The 15,466-nt window shown below is 67.5% G+C and carries 13 protein-coding genes; 7 read left to right on the top strand and 6 right to left on the bottom strand.

The genetic code is table 11. The features are described 5' to 3' along the window. Window positions 1–5: 5 nt before the first annotated feature. Window positions 6–575 carry a dTDP-4-dehydrorhamnose 3,5-epimerase family protein gene (locus RND61_RS00940; RefSeq protein WP_315875653.1) on the top strand — a complete coding sequence of 190 codons (570 nt, stop codon included), beginning with the start codon at window positions 6–8 and terminating at the stop codon, window positions 573–575. A 4-nt stretch (window positions 576–579) separates the two neighbouring features. Continuing rightward, entirely contained in the window at window positions 580–1,539 is a 960-nt protein-coding gene (locus tag RND61_RS00935; RefSeq protein ID WP_315875652.1) for an NAD-dependent epimerase/dehydratase family protein, read from the top strand. A gap of 201 nt (window positions 1,540–1,740) precedes the next feature. On the opposite strand, the gene RND61_RS00930 is transcribed toward RND61_RS00935, so the two are convergent. From RND61_RS00930 to RND61_RS00915, 4 genes are all read right to left on the bottom strand, one after another. After that, window positions 1,741–3,003, bottom strand: a complete 1,263-nt coding sequence (locus RND61_RS00930) for a DUF6365 family protein (RefSeq protein ID WP_315875651.1) — start codon at window positions 3,001–3,003, stop codon at window positions 1,741–1,743. Between the two features lie 32 nt (window positions 3,004–3,035). Continuing rightward, window positions 3,036–4,187: a DegT/DnrJ/EryC1/StrS family aminotransferase gene (locus RND61_RS00925; RefSeq protein WP_315875650.1), complete on the bottom strand. Its 1,152-nt coding sequence runs from the start codon at window positions 4,185–4,187 to the stop codon at window positions 3,036–3,038. A 60-nt stretch (window positions 4,188–4,247) separates the two neighbouring features. Continuing rightward, complete coding sequence (locus RND61_RS00920) at window positions 4,248–5,384, bottom strand: nucleotide disphospho-sugar-binding domain-containing protein (RefSeq protein ID WP_315875649.1); 1,137 nt, start codon at window positions 5,382–5,384, stop codon at window positions 4,248–4,250. A gap of 76 nt (window positions 5,385–5,460) precedes the next feature. Beyond that, window positions 5,461–6,282 carry a methyltransferase domain-containing protein gene (locus RND61_RS00915; RefSeq protein ID WP_315875648.1) on the bottom strand — a complete coding sequence of 274 codons (822 nt, stop codon included), beginning with the start codon at window positions 6,280–6,282 and terminating at the stop codon, window positions 5,461–5,463. A 139-nt stretch (window positions 6,283–6,421) separates the two neighbouring features. On the opposite strand from RND61_RS00915, the gene RND61_RS00910 reads away from it, so the two are divergent. The 3 genes from RND61_RS00910 to RND61_RS00900 all read left to right on the top strand — a co-directional run bounded on the left by RND61_RS00910 (window position 6,422) and on the right by RND61_RS00900 (window position 9,862). Then, window positions 6,422–7,510: a glucose-1-phosphate thymidylyltransferase gene (locus tag RND61_RS00910; protein WP_315875647.1), complete on the top strand. Its 1,089-nt coding sequence runs from the start codon at window positions 6,422–6,424 to the stop codon at window positions 7,508–7,510. Next, on the top strand, window positions 7,507–8,475 hold the full coding sequence (gene rfbB, locus RND61_RS00905) for a dTDP-glucose 4,6-dehydratase (RefSeq protein WP_315875646.1): 969 nt from the start codon (window positions 7,507–7,509) through the stop codon (window positions 8,473–8,475). Before RND61_RS00910 ends, rfbB begins: the two co-directional genes overlap by 4 nt. Before the next feature lie 148 nt (window positions 8,476–8,623). Then, on the top strand, window positions 8,624–9,862 hold the full coding sequence (locus RND61_RS00900; protein WP_315875645.1) for an MFS transporter: 1,239 nt from the start codon (window positions 8,624–8,626) through the stop codon (window positions 9,860–9,862). Window positions 9,863–10,178: 316 nt separating this feature from the next. On the opposite strand, the gene RND61_RS00895 is transcribed toward RND61_RS00900, so the two are convergent. After that, entirely contained in the window at window positions 10,179–11,054 is an 876-nt protein-coding gene (locus RND61_RS00895) for an Eco29kI family restriction endonuclease (protein WP_315875644.1), read from the bottom strand. Window positions 11,055–11,141: 87 nt separating this feature from the next. On the opposite strand from RND61_RS00895, the gene RND61_RS00890 reads away from it, so the two are divergent. Together RND61_RS00890 and RND61_RS00885 are read left to right on the top strand one after the other, a co-directional pair. After that, window positions 11,142–12,515, top strand: coding sequence for a DNA cytosine methyltransferase (locus RND61_RS00890; RefSeq protein WP_315875643.1), 1,374 nt, complete (start codon window positions 11,142–11,144; stop codon window positions 12,513–12,515). Further along, complete coding sequence (locus tag RND61_RS00885; RefSeq protein ID WP_315875642.1) at window positions 12,502–13,287, top strand: very short patch repair endonuclease; 786 nt, start codon at window positions 12,502–12,504, stop codon at window positions 13,285–13,287. Before RND61_RS00890 ends, RND61_RS00885 begins: the two co-directional genes overlap by 14 nt. A 149-nt stretch (window positions 13,288–13,436) precedes the next feature. On the opposite strand, the gene RND61_RS00880 is transcribed toward RND61_RS00885, so the two are convergent. Continuing rightward, on the bottom strand, window positions 13,437–15,086 hold the full coding sequence (locus RND61_RS00880) for an HNH endonuclease family protein (RefSeq protein WP_315875641.1): 1,650 nt from the start codon (window positions 15,084–15,086) through the stop codon (window positions 13,437–13,439). Window positions 15,087–15,466 lie beyond the last annotated feature (380 nt).

The following is a 15,466-nucleotide window of genomic DNA, read 5'->3' as shown; positions in this document are numbered from 1 at the left end:
CCATCGTGCGAGTTGCGGAGACGGCCGTTCCGGGAGCCTACGTCATCACCCCGGAGCAACTGGCCGACGACCGGGGGACGTTCTACGAGTCGCTGCGGACCGACCTGCTGGAAGAGGCGATCGGCCGGCCGTTCCGGCCCCGGCAGATCAACTTCTCGGTCTCGCGCCGGAACGTCCTGCGCGGACTGCACGGGGTCGCCGTCCCGCCCGGCCAGGCCAAGTACGTCTCCTGCGTGCGCGGCGCGCTGCGGGACGTCATCGTCGACCTGCGGACCGGCTCGCCCACCTTCGGCACCCACGCGGTCACGGAGCTGGACGCCGACTCCGGCCGCTGCCTCTTCATCCCCGAGGGCGTGGCCCACGGCTTCCTCAGCCTCGCGGACGACACCTGCATCTGCTACGTCGTGTCCACCACGTACGTCCCGGGGACGCAGATCAACATCGATCCCCTCGATCCCGACCTGGACCTGCCGTGGGGCTTCACCGAGCCGCCGCTGATCTCCGACCGGGACGCCGGCGCGGCGTCCCTGAAGGAGACGCTCGCCGCGGGCGTCCTGGCCGAGTGGCGGGGGTGAGCCGATGACGGGCACCTCGGTCGTCGTCCTGGGGGCCACCGGCTTCCTCGGACGCCACCTCTGCGACGCGTTCCGGTCCGCGGGGGCGCGGGTGACGGGGGTCTCCCGGGGCCACCCCGGCAGCTTTGCCCCGCCGTCCGTACGGCGCTGGGAACATCTCGACCCCCTGCGGGAACCGCCGGCCCGGCTCGCCCGGCTCCTCGACGAGGTGGCGGCCGACACCGTCGTGAACGCCGCCGGGCAGGTCTGGGGCGTCACCCCCGAGCAGCAGGAGGCCGCCAACGCGGACCTCGTGGGCCGGCTCCTGGACGCTGTCGCCGCCGCACCGCGGCGCCCGCGGCTCGTCCAGCTCGGCACGGTCCACGAGTACGGGCCGGGGACCGCCGGCCGGCCGTTCGCGGAGGACCACCCGACGGCCCCCGACACCGCGTACGGGCGGACCAAGCTGCGCGCCACCCGGGCCGTGCTGGACGCCGCCGGCACGTCCGGCGTGGACGGGGTGGTCCTGCGGATCTCCAACGTCTGCGGCGCCGGCGCGCCCACCGGGAGCCTGCTCGGCTCCCTCGCCGCCCGGCTCGCCGCGCACCGCGGGCCCGGCCCGATGGAGTGGGACCTGGCACCGGCGACCGCCCGGCGGGACTTCGTCGACGCCGGGGACGTCGCCGACGCGGTCGTCGCCTGCGCCCGGGCCCCCCGCGCGCGCGTGGCCGGACGCGTCGTCAACGTGGGCAGCGGGCGGGCCGTCGTCGTGCAGGACGTGGTGGACCGCCTGGTGGAGCTGAGCGGCGTCCCGGTCCGCAGGTCGGCCGCCGCGCGGCCGGAGCCGGGCGCGGGGCCCGGCGGCTCCGCCAGTTCCGCGGCGGCCTGGCAGGCCCTGGACATCACCCTCGCCCGCCGGGCCCTGGAGTGGCGGCCCCGCCGCGACCTGGACGACTCGCTGCGCGCCCTGCTCGCCGCGGTCTGAGCGGCGCGGTCCGGGCGATGCCGGTCCGGGCGGCGCGGCTTCGAGTGGCGCGGTCTGAGCGTCACGGTCCGAGTACGCGGTTGAGCGCCGCGGTCCGCCCGGCGCCGTCCGAGTGGCGCGGAAAGGCCCGGGACGGCACCAGCCGTCCCGGGCCTCCCCGCGTCCGGACCCCGCGCCTGTGCCCGTGTCCGGACCCCGCCGTCAGACGGTCACGCCGCACCGGCGGGCCGCCGTCAGGAACACCTCGGCGGTCTCCGGCAGCTTCGCGATCGCGTCACGGTAGTCGGCCCGGGCCGCGGCGAGCCGGTCCCGCGTACCGGGGTCGTACAGCACGGCCTCCAACCCGGTCACCACCGACTCCTCGTCGAACAGCTCGGTGCGCAGTGCGGTCGTGGTCAGCGGGTTGTCCTCCAGCAGGCGGCTCACGACCGCGTTCCACTGGAGCGGCCACATGTGGAACGGCGGCACCGGCCCGGGGAACCCGGCCAGCCAGGAGCGGACGGCGGGGGAGAGACCGCCGAAGGCGTCGGCCAGCCGCTGCAGCCCCGGCCCGCCGTCGATGTCGAAGGTGTTGACGGTGAACAGGCCCGGCACGTCGACCAGGACCGCCCGCTCCAGCGCGAAGGAGGGGAGGAACAGGCCGAGCACCGCGTCGGACGCGGCGAGCAGCGAGGCGTACCGCCCCGCGGTGTACGACTCCTCGACGTGCAGTCGGTCCTCCGGCAGCGCGAAGCCGTCGAGGTACGGCCCGACCGCCAGGAACCGCGTGCGCGACGGCAGCCGCCGCAGGTACTGCCCGACCAGGCGCGGCACCCGGACGGCCAGTTCGCGGGTGCGCGGCCCGGCCTGGGTCTGCATGATCCGCTGCCACGGCAGGGTGGGGAGCATCAGCAACCGCTCCCCGTCGCGGACCCCCAGCGACCGGCGCAGCTCCTTCCGGGCGGTGGGGGTGGGCGGCGCCGGCGTCCGGTCGGCGCGGTACGGGAGCCCCCGCCCGCCGGTGGCGTCCGGCCGGTTCGCGGGCACCGGCAGCAGGTGGGCGGGCGCGGTCAGGATGCGGTCGCTGACCTGGGTGGGCCGGCCGAGGAGTTCCAGTTCGAGGTTGGTGTTCTCCAGGTTCACCGAGTCGATGGGGATGACGGGCAGCCCGAAGTCGTCGACGAACCACGGGTCGATCCCGTAGTTGACGACGTGCGTGAGCCAGTGGGCCATGTAGTCGCTGAGGACGATCGCGTCCGGCCGCGACTCCCGCACGGCGCGGGCGACGACGTCGCGCACGCCCGCCCCCATGGAGGTGTCCACGAGGGTGTACGGGTGGCCGGCGGCGGCCAACTGGCCCTCGTTGTACCGGTCGACGACGAAGTGGGCGCCGATCCCGGCGTCCTTCAACTGCGCGGCCAGGTCGAGCCCGAGGGTGACCTCGTGCAGGGTCTGTCCGAGCGTGGCCATGAACAGCAGGCGCATGTCCCTCTCCCGTTCCCTTCTTCCCGGGCCGCTCAGAGGGCGCCGGCGGCCCGGCCGCGGTCCGCCACGGCCTCGCGCAGCCGCCGGGCGACCGTACGGACGTCGTCGTCGCTCAGCCCGTGGTGCAGGGGCAGGCACAGGGTCTCGCCCGCCGCCCGGTCGGTGGCGGGCAGCACCCGGTCGGAGCCGTAGGTGGGGACCTTGTGCAGCGGTGCGTACCGGAACGTGGTGTAGATGTCGGCGGCGAGCAGGTCGGCGGCGACGCCGTCGCGGATCGCGGCGTCCATCTGCACCCAGTAGAAGTAGTGCGAGGACGTGTGGTGGTCCGGCAGCGGCGGGGGCAGTCGCAGCCCCGCCACGTCGGCCAGCTCGTGGTCGTACCGCTTGACGATCTCCCGGCGGCGGGCGACGAACTCCGGCAGCCGGCGCAACTGCACCGTGCCGATCGCGGCGGTCAGGTCGTTGCCGATGACGCGGCGCCCGATCTCCGGCACCTCCAGCTCCCACCACCGGTGGGACACCTTGGCGTAGCCGAAGCCGGTGGCCTGCGTCAGGCCGTGGTAGGCCAGGCGCCGCATCCGGGCGGCCTGTTCGGCGTCGCGGACGTACAGCAGGCCCCCGTCGCCCGTGGTCAGGATCTTCGCCGCGTCCAGGGACCACATGGCCAGGTCCCCGAAGGTGCCCACGGCCCGGCCGTCCACCGTCGAGGCGATCGAGCAGGCCGAGTCCTCGATCAGGGTCAGGCCGCGCTCGCGGCAGCGCTCGGCGATCTCGGCCACGTGCCCGGGCTGGCCGCCGTAGTGCAGCAGCAGCACGGCCCGGGTGCGGGGCGTGAGGGCCGCCTCGACGTCCTCCCAGCGCGGGTTCATCGTCCGCGGGTCGACGTCGCAGAAGACGGGCCGGGCGCCGGACGCCAGGACGGCGTTGGCCGCGGCGAGGAAACTCATCGACGGCATGACCACCTCGTCGCCCTCGGCGAGGCCCAGGGACTCGACGATGAGGAAGAGACCGGCCGTGCCGGAGGCCAGGAAGACGACCCGGTCCGGTTCGACGCCGAGGTGCTCGGCGAACGCCGCCTCGAACGCCTTGGTCCGCGGGCCGTGGCCGAGCCACTTGTCGCGGAACACGTCGGCGACGGCGGAGAGCTCCTCGTCACCGACCGCGGGCTGGAACAGATTGATCACGTGAATACCCTTCTCGCCCCTCTTGCGCCTTGAAGTCGTGGCTCCGGCCCGGCCGGAACGTCAGTGCCCGCGGGCCGCCAGCCGTTCGATCGCCGTCACGGCCTCGGCCGCCCCGGGCAGCCCGGCCACCTCGTCGGCCAGCGCCCGCGCCCGCTCCCGGTAGGAGGGCGTGGCGAGCATCTCCGCACAGACGCGTGCGACGGTCTCGGCGGAGTCGTCCGCGGGGTCGATCATCCGCGCCGCGCCGTAGTCGCTCAGCCGCCGGCTGTAGTCGACGCAGTAGGGCAGGTACGGGATGAGGACCTGCGGCACGCCGTAGGAGACGTAACCCATGGTGGTGTTGCCGCCCGCGTGGTGGACCACGAGGTCACAGGTGGGGGCCGCCAGGTGCAGCGGGATCCACCCGGCCCGCACGTGCCCGGGCAGCGGGCGCAGCTTCTCCGCCACGGACTCGGGGGTCGCGATGAGCAGCTCCACGTCCAGCTTCCCGACCTTGTCCACCAGCCCGCTCAGGATGTCGAAGTCCGACTCGGGGGTCACGCGGCTGCCGGCCGACACCAGGACGCGGGGCCGGTCCCCCTTGGCGTACATCCACGGCTCGACCCGCTTCTGCGTGGCGTAGGGCACGTAGCGCATCATCTGCGCGGGCGGCGCGTCCCCCGGGCGGAGGCTGGGCGGGCAGATGTCGACGAACAGGTCGGCGCGCGGCATGTCGTACAGGCCGAGCCGCTCCAGCTCGGGGCCGAGTTCGGCGGCCGCCCCCAGGTCGATGGTGCGCGGCTCGCCCATGTCGATGGCCTGCTTGACGTAGGGCACGCCGGCGTGGGCGGCGACGAGCGGCGCGGCGAAGGCCAGCGCCCCGCCCACCACCACGTCGGGCCGCCACCGGTCGGCCAGGTCCAGCAGCCCGTCCAGGCAGGAGGCCGCGTACCGGCCGAAGGTGCGGCCGTTGAAGATGTACCGCTCGTGCAGGTCCTCCGGGATGGGGACCCGGACGCCCCGGCGGTCGACGAGCGCGTCGTGCATGACCTTCGACGAGACGGCGACGCCGGGGACGCCCGCCTGGGTGATGGTGGGCATCACGTTCTCCGGGGCGGCCATGAAGACCTCGTGTCCGGCGTTGCGGGCGGCCTGGGCCAGCGGGACGATGCCGAAGATGACCCCGGAGGTGCCGCCCGCCACAAAGAGAATCCTCATGCGCAGATCGTCCGGAACGGGCCTCGAACCCCGCTCGACACCCACTGGACGCCGCTTCCCCCCGGCCGGAGCCGGTTCAGGAGACCGGCTTGCGCGCGGTCGTGATGACGTACCCGAGGAGGTCGCGTTCGAGCTCCGAGATCTTGCCGATCATGGCCTTGAACTCCTCCGCGAACTCCCGCCCGCCCTTCTCCACGACCTTCGGGTAGTTGTCGGCGACGAGCTGGTCGATGCGGGCGGCCGACCGGCGCAGGTGCGGCGTGGCGTCCTCGTGGCGCACGATCTCCAGACCCGCGGCGCCGATCATCCCGGTGTACGCGTCGGCCGTCGGCAGCGAGTCGACGGTGAAGCCCTCGGTGAGGACGGCCCGCCACTCCTCGGTCAGGGGCCCGCTCTCGGTGTAGTCGGCGAGGACGAACACCCCGCCCGGGACCAGGACGCGGGCGATCTCCCGCAGCGCGGCCTGCCGGTCGGACAGGTACATCAGCGTCTCGACCGCCCACACGGCGTCGAACGACCCGTCCTCGTAGGGGAGCTTCATGGCGTCGACCCGCTCGAACCGGACCCGGTCGGCGACGCCGGCCTCCCGCGCGAGCCGGGTGCCCGTCTCGACCTGGTCCGCGCTCACGGTGATGCCGAGCGCGTCGCAGCCGGTGGCCTGCGCGAGCCGGATCGCCGGCCGCCCCTGGCCGCAGCCGACGTCCAGCAGCCGCTGCCCCGGGCCGAGCGCCACCTGCTCCACGAGCACGTCGGTCAGCCGGTCCTTGGGGTCGACGTCCGGATCGACGCCGTCCCAGTAACCGATGTGCAGGTTCTGCCCCATGAAGATTTCCCAGAGCCACCCCCGGTCGTCGTAGAACTCGCCGACCTCGTCGGGGGTCAGGGCACTCTCCGCCATCGACTCAGCTCCTTGTCGTCCGATGCGTGACGCCCCGGACGGTGTCAGGCGGAGTTCGACGGTGGCTCGAACCGGAGTCGAGCGTGGGACCGGAGGTTGTCCCTGACCGTATCTCCGTTCGAGAACCGCTGGGAAGCCCATGAAAGCGCTCGTACTGTCCGGAGGAGAGGGGACGCGTTTGCGTCCCTTCACGTACTCGATGGCGAAACAACTGGTCCCCGTGGCCAACAAGCCCGTTCTGGTGCACTGCCTGGAGAACCTGCGGAACATCGGTGTGAAGGAGACCGGCATCGTCGTCGGGGGCCACGGCGCGCAGATCGAGGAGGCGATCGGCGACGGCTCCCGCTTCGGCATGCGGATCACCTACCTCCGGCAGGAGGCGCCGCTGGGCCTGGCGCACTGCGTGACGCTCGCCGCCGAATTCCTCGGCGACGACGAGTTCGTCATGTACCTGGGCGACAACATCCTCGCCGAGGGCATCGCGGACGCGGCGGCGGAGTTCCGCCGGCGGCGCCCCGCCGCGCAGCTCCTCGTCACCAAGGTCGCCGACCCCCGGCAGTACGGTGTGGCGGAGGTGGACGCGGACGGCGTGGTGCGCGCCCTGGTGGAGAAGCCGACCGAACCGCGGGGCGACCTGGCGGTCATCGGCGCGTACTTCTTCACGTCGGCGGTCCACGAGGCCACCCGGGCCATCAGGCCCAGCGCCCGCGGCGAACTGGAGATCACCGACGCCCTCCAGTACCTGATCGAGGGCGGCTGGGCGGTCACCGCCCAGGAGTACGACGGCTACTGGAAGGACACCGGGAAGATCGACGACCTGCTGGAGTGCAACCGGGTGCTCCTGGAGCGGCTGGGCACCGACGGCGCCGGCACCGCCGACCCGATGGCCGCCGGCGAGATCGACGCCACGACGGTGGTGGAGGGCCGGGTGGTCGTCGAGCCCGGCGCCCGCGTCACCGGATCGCACCTCACCGGCCCCGTGGTGATCGGGGCGGGCAGCGTCGTCCGGGACTGCCGGATCGGCCCGAACGTGGCCGTCGGACGGGACTGCGTCCTGGAGTCGGCGGGCATCGAGAACTCCATCGTCCTGGAGGGCGCCTCCATCACCGACGTCCCCGAGCTGAGCGGCTGCGTGATCGGCCGCTGGGCCCGGGTCAGCGCCCAGGACGGCGGCTCGCACAACCGATTGATCATCGGAGACCACACACAAGCGGAGGTGCCGGTATGAGGATCCTCGTCACGGGCGGTGCCGGATTCATCGGCTCCCACTACGTGCGCACCCTGCTCGCGGGCGGGTACGCGGGCTACGAGGACGCCCGGGTCACGGTCGTCGACAAGCTCACCTACGCGGGCAACACCGAGAACCTGCCGATGGACCACGACCGGCTGACCTTCGTCCGCGGCGACGTGTGCGACCACGAGCTGATGCGGCGCGTGCTGCCCGGCCACGACGCCGTCGTGCACTTCGCCGCCGAGTCCCACGTGGACCGGTCCGTCGACGGCTCGATCGCCTTCGTCCACAGCAACGTGCTGGGCACGCAGAGCGTCCTCGACGCGTGCCTGCACACCGGGGTGCCCACCGTCGTCCACGTCTCCACCGACGAGGTGTACGGGTCGATCACCGAGGGCGCCTGGACCGAGGAGTCGCCCCTGCTGCCCAACTCGCCGTACTCCGCCTCCAAGGCGGGCAGCGACCTGCTGGCCCGCGCCTACCACCGCACGCACGGCCTCGACGTGCGCGTCACCCGCTGCTCAAACAACTACGGCACCCACCAGCACGTGGAGAAACTGATCCCGCTGTTCGTCACGAACCTCCTGCGCGGCATCCCCGTCCCGCTGTACGGCGACGGCGGCAACGTGCGGGAGTGGCTGCACGTCGACGACCACTGCCGGGCGATCCAGCTCGTCCTGGACGCGGGCCGGGCCGGCGAGACGTACAACATCGGCGGCGCCACCAGCCTCACCAACCGCGAGATGACGGACCGGCTGCTCGAACTGTGCGGCGCGGACTGGTCGATGGTCCGCCACGTCGAGGACCGCAAGGGCCACGACCTGCGGTACGCCATCGACGACGGCAAGATCCGCGCCGAGCTGGGCTACGCCCCGCGCCGGACGCTGGACGAGGGGCTGAGGAGCGTCGTCGCCTGGTACCGCGACAACCCGGGCTGGTGGAAGCCCCTGCTGGACGCCTGAGCGGACCGGACGAGGGCCGCTGGAGCGCTGCTCGAACCCCCTGCGCGACCACCACCCGCGCGGTTGACCTGAACCGTGCTCGAGGTTGCACGATGCGATCACGACGACGCCGAGTCGCCCCAGCACCTTCGTTCCGAGGAGCCCCGCCATGGCCTTACCCGACCCCACCGCCCGACCCGCCCCGCGCGCTCCCCACCGGGCCATGCTGCTCGTCCTGCTGCTCGCCTCCACCCTCACGCTGATGGCCGGCGCCGTCATCGCCCCCGTCGTCGGCGTCATCCGCGGCGAACTCGGGGTCAGCGGGACCGGCGCCGGCCTCATCCTCACCGCGCACGGCCTCTCACTCGCCCTCGTCAGCCCCTTCGTGGGCTGGGCCATCGACCGCTTCGGCCTGCGCACCCCGCTCGTCGGCGGACTCCTGCTGTACGGCGTCGCCGGCGGCACCGGCCTGGTCACGGAGTCGTACACCGCCCTGATCATCAGCCGGTTCGTCTTCGGCGTCGGCGCGGCGGCGGTGTTCGTCGGGACCACCGTCGCCCTCCTCGCGCTCTTCCAGGGCGAGCAGCGCGACCGGGTCGCCGGCTGGCGCTCCACCGCCCTCAGCCTCGGCGGCATCATCTGGCCGCTGATCGGCGGCGCGCTCGGCGGCCTGTCCTGGCACGCCCCGTTCGCGGTCTACCTCCTCGGCATCCCGGTCGGCCTCCTGACGCTCCTCGTGATGCCCGCCCTCCCCGCGGAGGGCCGCGCCAAGGGCGGCGGCGTCGTGACCCTGCTGCGCCGCCGGCCCGGCCTCCTGGTCTTCTACGCCTTCTCCTTCTTCGCCTCGTTCCTCCTCTACGTGCTGGCGGTCTTCCTGCCGCAGCGCCTCACCGAGGTCGACGTCGAGGAACCGTTCCTGATCGCGCTCATCACCACCAGCACCTCCGTCGGCGGCAGCCTCATCGGCCTGGTCTACGCCCGGATGAAGGCCCGCCTCGGCTACGTGAACCTGCTCCGCGTCGCCACCGTGGCCTGGGCGCTGTCGTTCCTGCTGATCGGCCTGAACGGCCAGTGGGTCTTCCTCACCCTGGCCGCCTTCGTCTTCGGCCTCGGCAGCGGCGTCGTCGTACCGGCCCTCGCGATGATGATCGGCGAATCCGCGCCCGCGGCCCAGCGCGGCCAGGCGATGTCCCTGTCCGGGACGGCCAACTTCACGGGCCAGTTCGTCGCCCCCCTCATCCTGGGCCCGGTCATCGGCGCCACCTCCATCGGCACCGGCTTCCTCGTCGGCTCCGCCCTGGCCGCCCTGGTCCTCCTGGCCCTCCTGACCTTCCCCGTCCCGTCCCCGAAACCCCCCGAGGCAACCCCCGACCCCGACAAGCCCTCCCCCGACACGGCCCCCGTGTGAAACCCCCCACCCACCCCAAGGCCCAGGCCTCCCGGCCTGGGCCTCCGTGCTTCCCCACCCCATGCGGACGCACCGCGCCCCAGCCCCGACCAGACACCTGCCCCGCGGCACCGCCGACAGGACCCAAACCCGCACAAGGCTCCGGAGGTCGTATGCAGGTTACGGATCCTTACTGGTCAGATGCTTATGACCGCTCTTAGGTCATGCGCCCGTCCACGCATAGGCCGCAGCGCCTCGTCTGAGTCTGGATGGGCAACACAAGCCTCTTGAGCGCCACCCGCCCAGTCACCCTGTGAGGCATCGGCAGTGAGTTAGATTAGTCCTCATCGTCTACCGCGTCAGGCTCCTCAGGGATCTCGCCTGCTTCGCCAATCTCAGGTTCGACGTCGATAACCTGCTCCCCGCGATAGTATCGCCACGCACTCGGATAGGTTCGTCGATTATCGGGGTACATGATAACCCGGCCTGGAAGTACAGTGATCTGCCATTCTTCCGGCAAATTCCCCGAGATAAGACCGAACAGTTGATCAACCGTCAGTTCCGTTTCAGGAATCTGTATCTCTCTCTTATAAGCTGAGCCCATCTTCTTCTTCTCATAGCGGAAGATGTAGGGTGCCACCTTGCTCACGTGGGCCAACAGCTTGGCGAGCGCAGTCGTTCCGGGCTTTATTCTGGGGATCGTCCGGTCCAAGTCGATGGGGAAAAGCGCATCGAAGTGATTTTCTTTTACAACAGTCTCGTCTCGGCGTTTCCCCGGATCGTTATTGCCGAAGCCATTGCTGTTCCAAGGGATTTCCCCTCGCTTCTTATAATTCTTGATCAGTAGTTTCTCGGGCGCGAGTGCTGAGAAATCTTCGGCGACGTAGAGGCAGGTAAAAGTCATCTCGGAGAGGGAGATACCCTGGCGTCCCGATACCTTCCTCAGGTGCTTCAGGATCCGAGTCGGTAGCGATTTATCCGCCTTGCCTACATAGACGAACTCCTCATTTCGGTACAGCTGGTAGACGCCGGGGCGATCTTCCAGTTCGGCCAAGTTGGGCTCTGTCAGGGGGGCAGGGGTCAGACCGTCCAGGGCATCGGCCAGTTGATCACCGAGCGCCTGTGTGATGCTGAGTCTGAAGTCACCATGATTCGCGCCGCCCTGTCCCGCCGTGTCCGGCATCGCCGTCTCCCCTCCTGGCTTGATGATCAAGGGAACTCTAGAGCGTGACATGGTTCGCCGCAGGCATGTTCGGACTAACGCGTCTCAAGATCGCCAACTCCGCGGTATGGTTTGCTCATGGTTGACCTGCCAGGAGACATGAAGAAGCCCCGCACCAGCGTCGAACTGTTCGCCGGCGGGGGTGGCCTCGCCATGGCGGTGCACCGTGCTGGCTTCCGGCCTCTCCTGCTGAACGAGTTCAACGCGCGGGCGTGCGAGACCCTTGAGGCTAACGCGAGCAGGACGCTCGGCGTCGACGGGGTCAAGCGTATGGAGTCGCGGAGCCCCGTACCGCCGGCCGAGGGTGAGCCTGCGCCCCTCTTCCCGTTGGACGTCAGTCATCTGGACCTGAGCGCCTTCGAGGGACAGGTGGATGTGTTGGCTGGCGGGCCTCCATGTCAGCCCTTCAGCGCTGGAGGCGTGGCGAAGGGGGATGAGGACAAGCGAAATATGTTCCCCGCCATGTTCAAGGCCATTCGCGAGATGCGTCCGAAGGCTGTTATTTGTGAGAATGTTCGGGGTCTTCTGAGGCCTTCCTTCCGGGAGTACTTCACTTATATTCAGCGCGAACTTGCTTTGCCGTTTGAGTCCCGGAACCCCGATGACTTGTGGCAGGATCACAACCGCAAGCTGGCTAGCATTTTGGGCGAAACGGTCGACCTTCCTGACGAAGATGACAACGCGGAGCACTATCGGGTCAAGGTGTTCCCAGTCAACGCGGCCGATTTCGGCGTGCCTCAAGTACGCAATCGGGTTGTGATGGTTGCCTTCCGGGCTGATCTTCCCGTCGATATTGAGAAATTTCACGAGGTCTATTCTGCGCGAAAGTACTCCGAAGAAGCTCTCTACTTGTCATTGCTCGACGACAACAGTGAGTACTGGATGCGACATGGCTACGTCGAGCCGCACGTACGGGAGCGAGTTCGGGCGCGTATTCCAAAGGATATCCAGCCTAAGTTGGGAGAAGAGGACCTTCCTCCCTGGCGAACCCTCCGCGATGCAATCCAGGGATACGGTACTGGTGAAAGGCTGCCAGCGCTTCCGAATGTCGACCTCGAGATGCTGGACAAGAAGACTAATCAAGCTGACCACCTTGGGATCTCTGATCATGTCGGCTGGCCTGATGCGCGGATCTACAAGGGCCATACCCCTAACGAACTAGACAGGCCGGCAAAGACCGTTAAGGCGGGGGTACACGGGGTTCCGGGCGGTGAATCGGTGGTCCTACTTGATGAATTGGCACCCGGCTCCGTGTCTGGAGCTGGCGCGACCTATCGGCATCGCTACATGACTGTCAGGGAGACCGCCCGAGTCATGACGTTTCCTGACGACTGGGAGGGTAGCGGCCCCAGAGGCGAAAAAATGCGTCAGCTTGGAAACGCCGTGCCAGTACTTCTTGGGGAGCACTTTGCGCGGGCGGTAGCAGAAACCCTCGACGATGCAGGGCAGTGACTCCTTGATGGATTCGGTAGGTCGGCACTGGAAGGAAGAGGTCCCGCCAGAGCGTGCGTACAAGCGGCGGGTTGGAGCCGCGCCGCCTACTGTCGAACAGGATAAGGCTGCTGGCGGAAGGCATCGCCGCTGGGTGGCGCTAGGAGATAATCGATACGCACGAGCCTCTATTAGTTTGCGTCTCTACCGTCGAACGCGAAGAATTCGTGCATACCTTCGCTGGTCGAAGGACGGGGAGACGCAGGAGCGGTACGTCTGCGAGGTCTCACAGGATTGGCGAGGAGCCAACCTGGCCGAAGCGTGGCGATACGCGTGGGAGCAGGGTTTCGTAACGGAGAGGCCTCTTCCAACGAATTCCAAGGCCTCTTCCATAGCGGTTCGCGTCAACATGCAAGCGAATCGCGCCCGTGATACTGGACCGGAGCTGGCTCTGCGTTCGCTCCTTTACGCGTCTGGGTTGCGATACCGAGTGGACATCCGCCCTATCCCTGAGATCCGGCGGCGTGCAGACGTGGTGTTCCCTAAGGAACGTGTTGCAGTTTTCGTCGACGGCTGCTTCTGGCACGGGTGCCCTCTGCACAGCCGTCCGGCCAAAAAAAATTCAGAGCTATGGTCGGCCAAAATTAAAGGCAATATGGAACGCGATGTGGAGACGAATGCCCTTCTCGTCGCCGCCGGCTGGACTGTCCTTCGTGTATGGGAGCACGATGATGTCCGTGCGGCTGCGGAAGCCGTGGCGACGGCTGTAACCAGGGCTCGGCAGGATCTGTGAACCCCCGATGATGAATTCTGCCAACTAGGTGTCACAGCAGAAGCGGGTCAATGTGGGAAGGCTCGACGTTGGTTTAGTGCGACGGCCCCCGGATGCCATCCGGGGGCCGTCGTGTCAGTGGTTCAGCCAGTCTTCAAATCTGGAAGAAGTTAAAGAGTGGCTCCAGATGATTGGCGGCTCTCTTTGTAGCCAGAATTGCAGTACGGGTGAGTCATCTGTCCATTATTCACAGCTCCATCACCCCCATCCTCCTTTCGGATCTTGTGGTCGAACGTCATTGACCTCAAATGCAGCCGCGCATTGCAGATTTGGCAGACCGGAGATGATTCCAGCGTCGCCTTCAGGACAATGGCGTTCTTGGTTTCGCTGGAGAAGTTACGCCCATGTTTTCTATCGTCCTCCGTGATGATTTTGACAGGTAGGCGCGGATTGGAGTTTGCGCGCATTCGCTCAATTGTAGCCTCATCGTCAAGCCCTTCGGCCAATGAATCTAGAAGAATCTTATACATTTCCAGTATCGGTGGCACCGACCTCTGAAGGCTTCCATAGGATTGAACGATCTGATTCAGGAAGTGCTTGTATTTGACCAGGAAGTCCTCGAACTTGACCCGGAGCTCGGTGTATTTCACGAGGCGTCGATTTTCCACCAGTTCCTGCGTGAAGGCCACTGCGGCGAGGAAGGCAGCTGGCTGGAATCTTCCAGTCGCGCTATAGAAGTAGACGGCCGGGTGAAGTCCGAGGGATGCTGGTGAATTTCCAGCTATCTTCGAGGCGGCCTTTTTGGTGGCTCGCATAAATTCGAGCGTGGCTGTGCCATCTAGGTCGTCTGCGAGAGTGCTCATGTCGCTCTGATGTGCGGAGGTTCGCTTTCGCCCGCTCTTCTCCGGCTGCCACATTTCTGGACGTAGCCTGTTTACGAAATTGACGAGTTCGAACACCATCTTCAAACTGTCCGCTGAGTACCCCCGCCCAGCAACTGGCAGGTCGGTGGACCTGATGGACATGTCAAGAGTTGGTCTGAAAATCAGATCGTAGACGTCCTTCGCTAGCGACTCGATTTCCATCTGAATTGGATCGTCAAAAGAGGACCAGTATTTATGTCCGGTGCCCGCCCGAATGAATGCGCGTGCCGCGAGAGCATTAGGCTTGCGGCGTGCTTTGATCATATCGAGTTCGGTAGGGTCGATAGGTGTGGCTTGTTGATTAATTCGAAAGAAGGAGCTTTCCGCCTTCTCGGCTTCGCCGTTTACCCATTGTAGCTGGAGCGCAAAAGCGCTGAGGTTTCTGGCTAGGCGCAATTTTTCGCCAGACGTTGTGTCGGGATTTTGTAGGGCTGTCTTGAGCTCGCTGAAGGATCCTACGCTATCCTGGATCAACTTCCTTGTCGTTTCGGCAGCCTTTTGTTGTTCGGAGGGTATCACGCCGTCGAAGAATCGCAGCGAGCGATGCTTGTCGCCATAGTCGTCGTGAACCCAAGCGATCAATGCGCTGAGTCTGTGGGCTCCGTCAATTGCGAAGATGTTCCCGCTTTTCGGGGAGCGCCAGAGGATAATGGTAGGGATTAGGTCTCCTTCCAGAAAGCTCCGCACTAGTGCGGCAACTTTGTCTGGAGTCCAGTTTGCGGTTTCCCTCTGAAAGTCAGGCTTGCGGAGAACGTTGTACATGAAGCTTTCGGGCCCCAGTTCGGCTACGCCGAGGTTTGCCATTAGTCCCGATGGCTGCGTAAGTGCTTCAGGGCTTGCCGCCTCGAAGTCTTCGCGCGGGATGAGAGCATCGAGATTTACCATGTGTTTCGCCATGTATTCCTCCCCTTGAGCGCTCTAGCTCCTGGCTCGCTACCTTAGCGGCTGAGGTTTGTCTGGGAGCCACTTCCACGAGAGTGCTTCGCTGGTTACGCAGAAGGGTAGTGGGTTCATTCACTTAGGCAGACGACCGTAGCCCCGGTCTGCCAGAGCCCGAGTGCATCCCACTGCAGTGGCGCAACGGCGCCGCACCGTCGGAGGAGTCGTGTGTGCCGGCTACTGACCGGATGATGGGGCCCGCGACTGGGGTGTGTGACGCACGAGGTCGGTGGAGCTGCTTTGGGGTGAGTGATCATGGCCCCAAAGTGGCTGCCTAAAGTCGTGGAGCCGACCGGCCTCAGCCACAGAGGGTTTTCTCTGCTCTGCCCGCCGCACGC

Origin of the sequence: Streptomyces tamarix (assembly GCF_032423885.1) — a bacterium.
In the GTDB taxonomy this organism is placed as follows: Bacteria; Actinomycetota; Actinomycetes; order Streptomycetales; family Streptomycetaceae; genus Streptomyces; species Streptomyces tamarix.
Note: the sequence above shows the minus strand (reverse complement) of the source record. Positions and strands in the feature narration are given on the sequence as shown.

Excerpts from the sequence above, each read along its gene's own strand:
- RND61_RS00935 (WP_315875652.1), top strand. The coding sequence starts at position 580 with ATGACGGGCACCTCGGTCGTCGTCCTGGGGGCCACCGGCTTCCTCGGA.
- RND61_RS00930 (WP_315875651.1), bottom strand. The coding sequence starts at position 3,003 with ATGCGCCTGCTGTTCATGGCCACGCTCGGACAGACCCTGCACGAGGTC.
- RND61_RS00920 (WP_315875649.1), bottom strand. The coding sequence starts at position 5,384 with ATGAGGATTCTCTTTGTGGCGGGCGGCACCTCCGGGGTCATCTTCGGC.
- RND61_RS00915 (WP_315875648.1), bottom strand. The coding sequence starts at position 6,282 with ATGGCGGAGAGTGCCCTGACCCCCGACGAGGTCGGCGAGTTCTACGAC.
- RND61_RS00910 (WP_315875647.1), top strand. The coding sequence starts at position 6,422 with ATGAAAGCGCTCGTACTGTCCGGAGGAGAGGGGACGCGTTTGCGTCCC.
- rfbB (WP_315875646.1), top strand. The coding sequence starts at position 7,507 with ATGAGGATCCTCGTCACGGGCGGTGCCGGATTCATCGGCTCCCACTAC.
- RND61_RS00900 (WP_315875645.1), top strand. The coding sequence starts at position 8,624 with ATGGCCTTACCCGACCCCACCGCCCGACCCGCCCCGCGCGCTCCCCAC.
- RND61_RS00890 (WP_315875643.1), top strand. The coding sequence starts at position 11,142 with ATGGTTGACCTGCCAGGAGACATGAAGAAGCCCCGCACCAGCGTCGAA.
- RND61_RS00885 (WP_315875642.1), top strand. The coding sequence starts at position 12,502 with ATGCAGGGCAGTGACTCCTTGATGGATTCGGTAGGTCGGCACTGGAAG.
- RND61_RS00880 (WP_315875641.1), bottom strand. The coding sequence starts at position 15,086 with ATGGCGAAACACATGGTAAATCTCGATGCTCTCATCCCGCGCGAAGAC.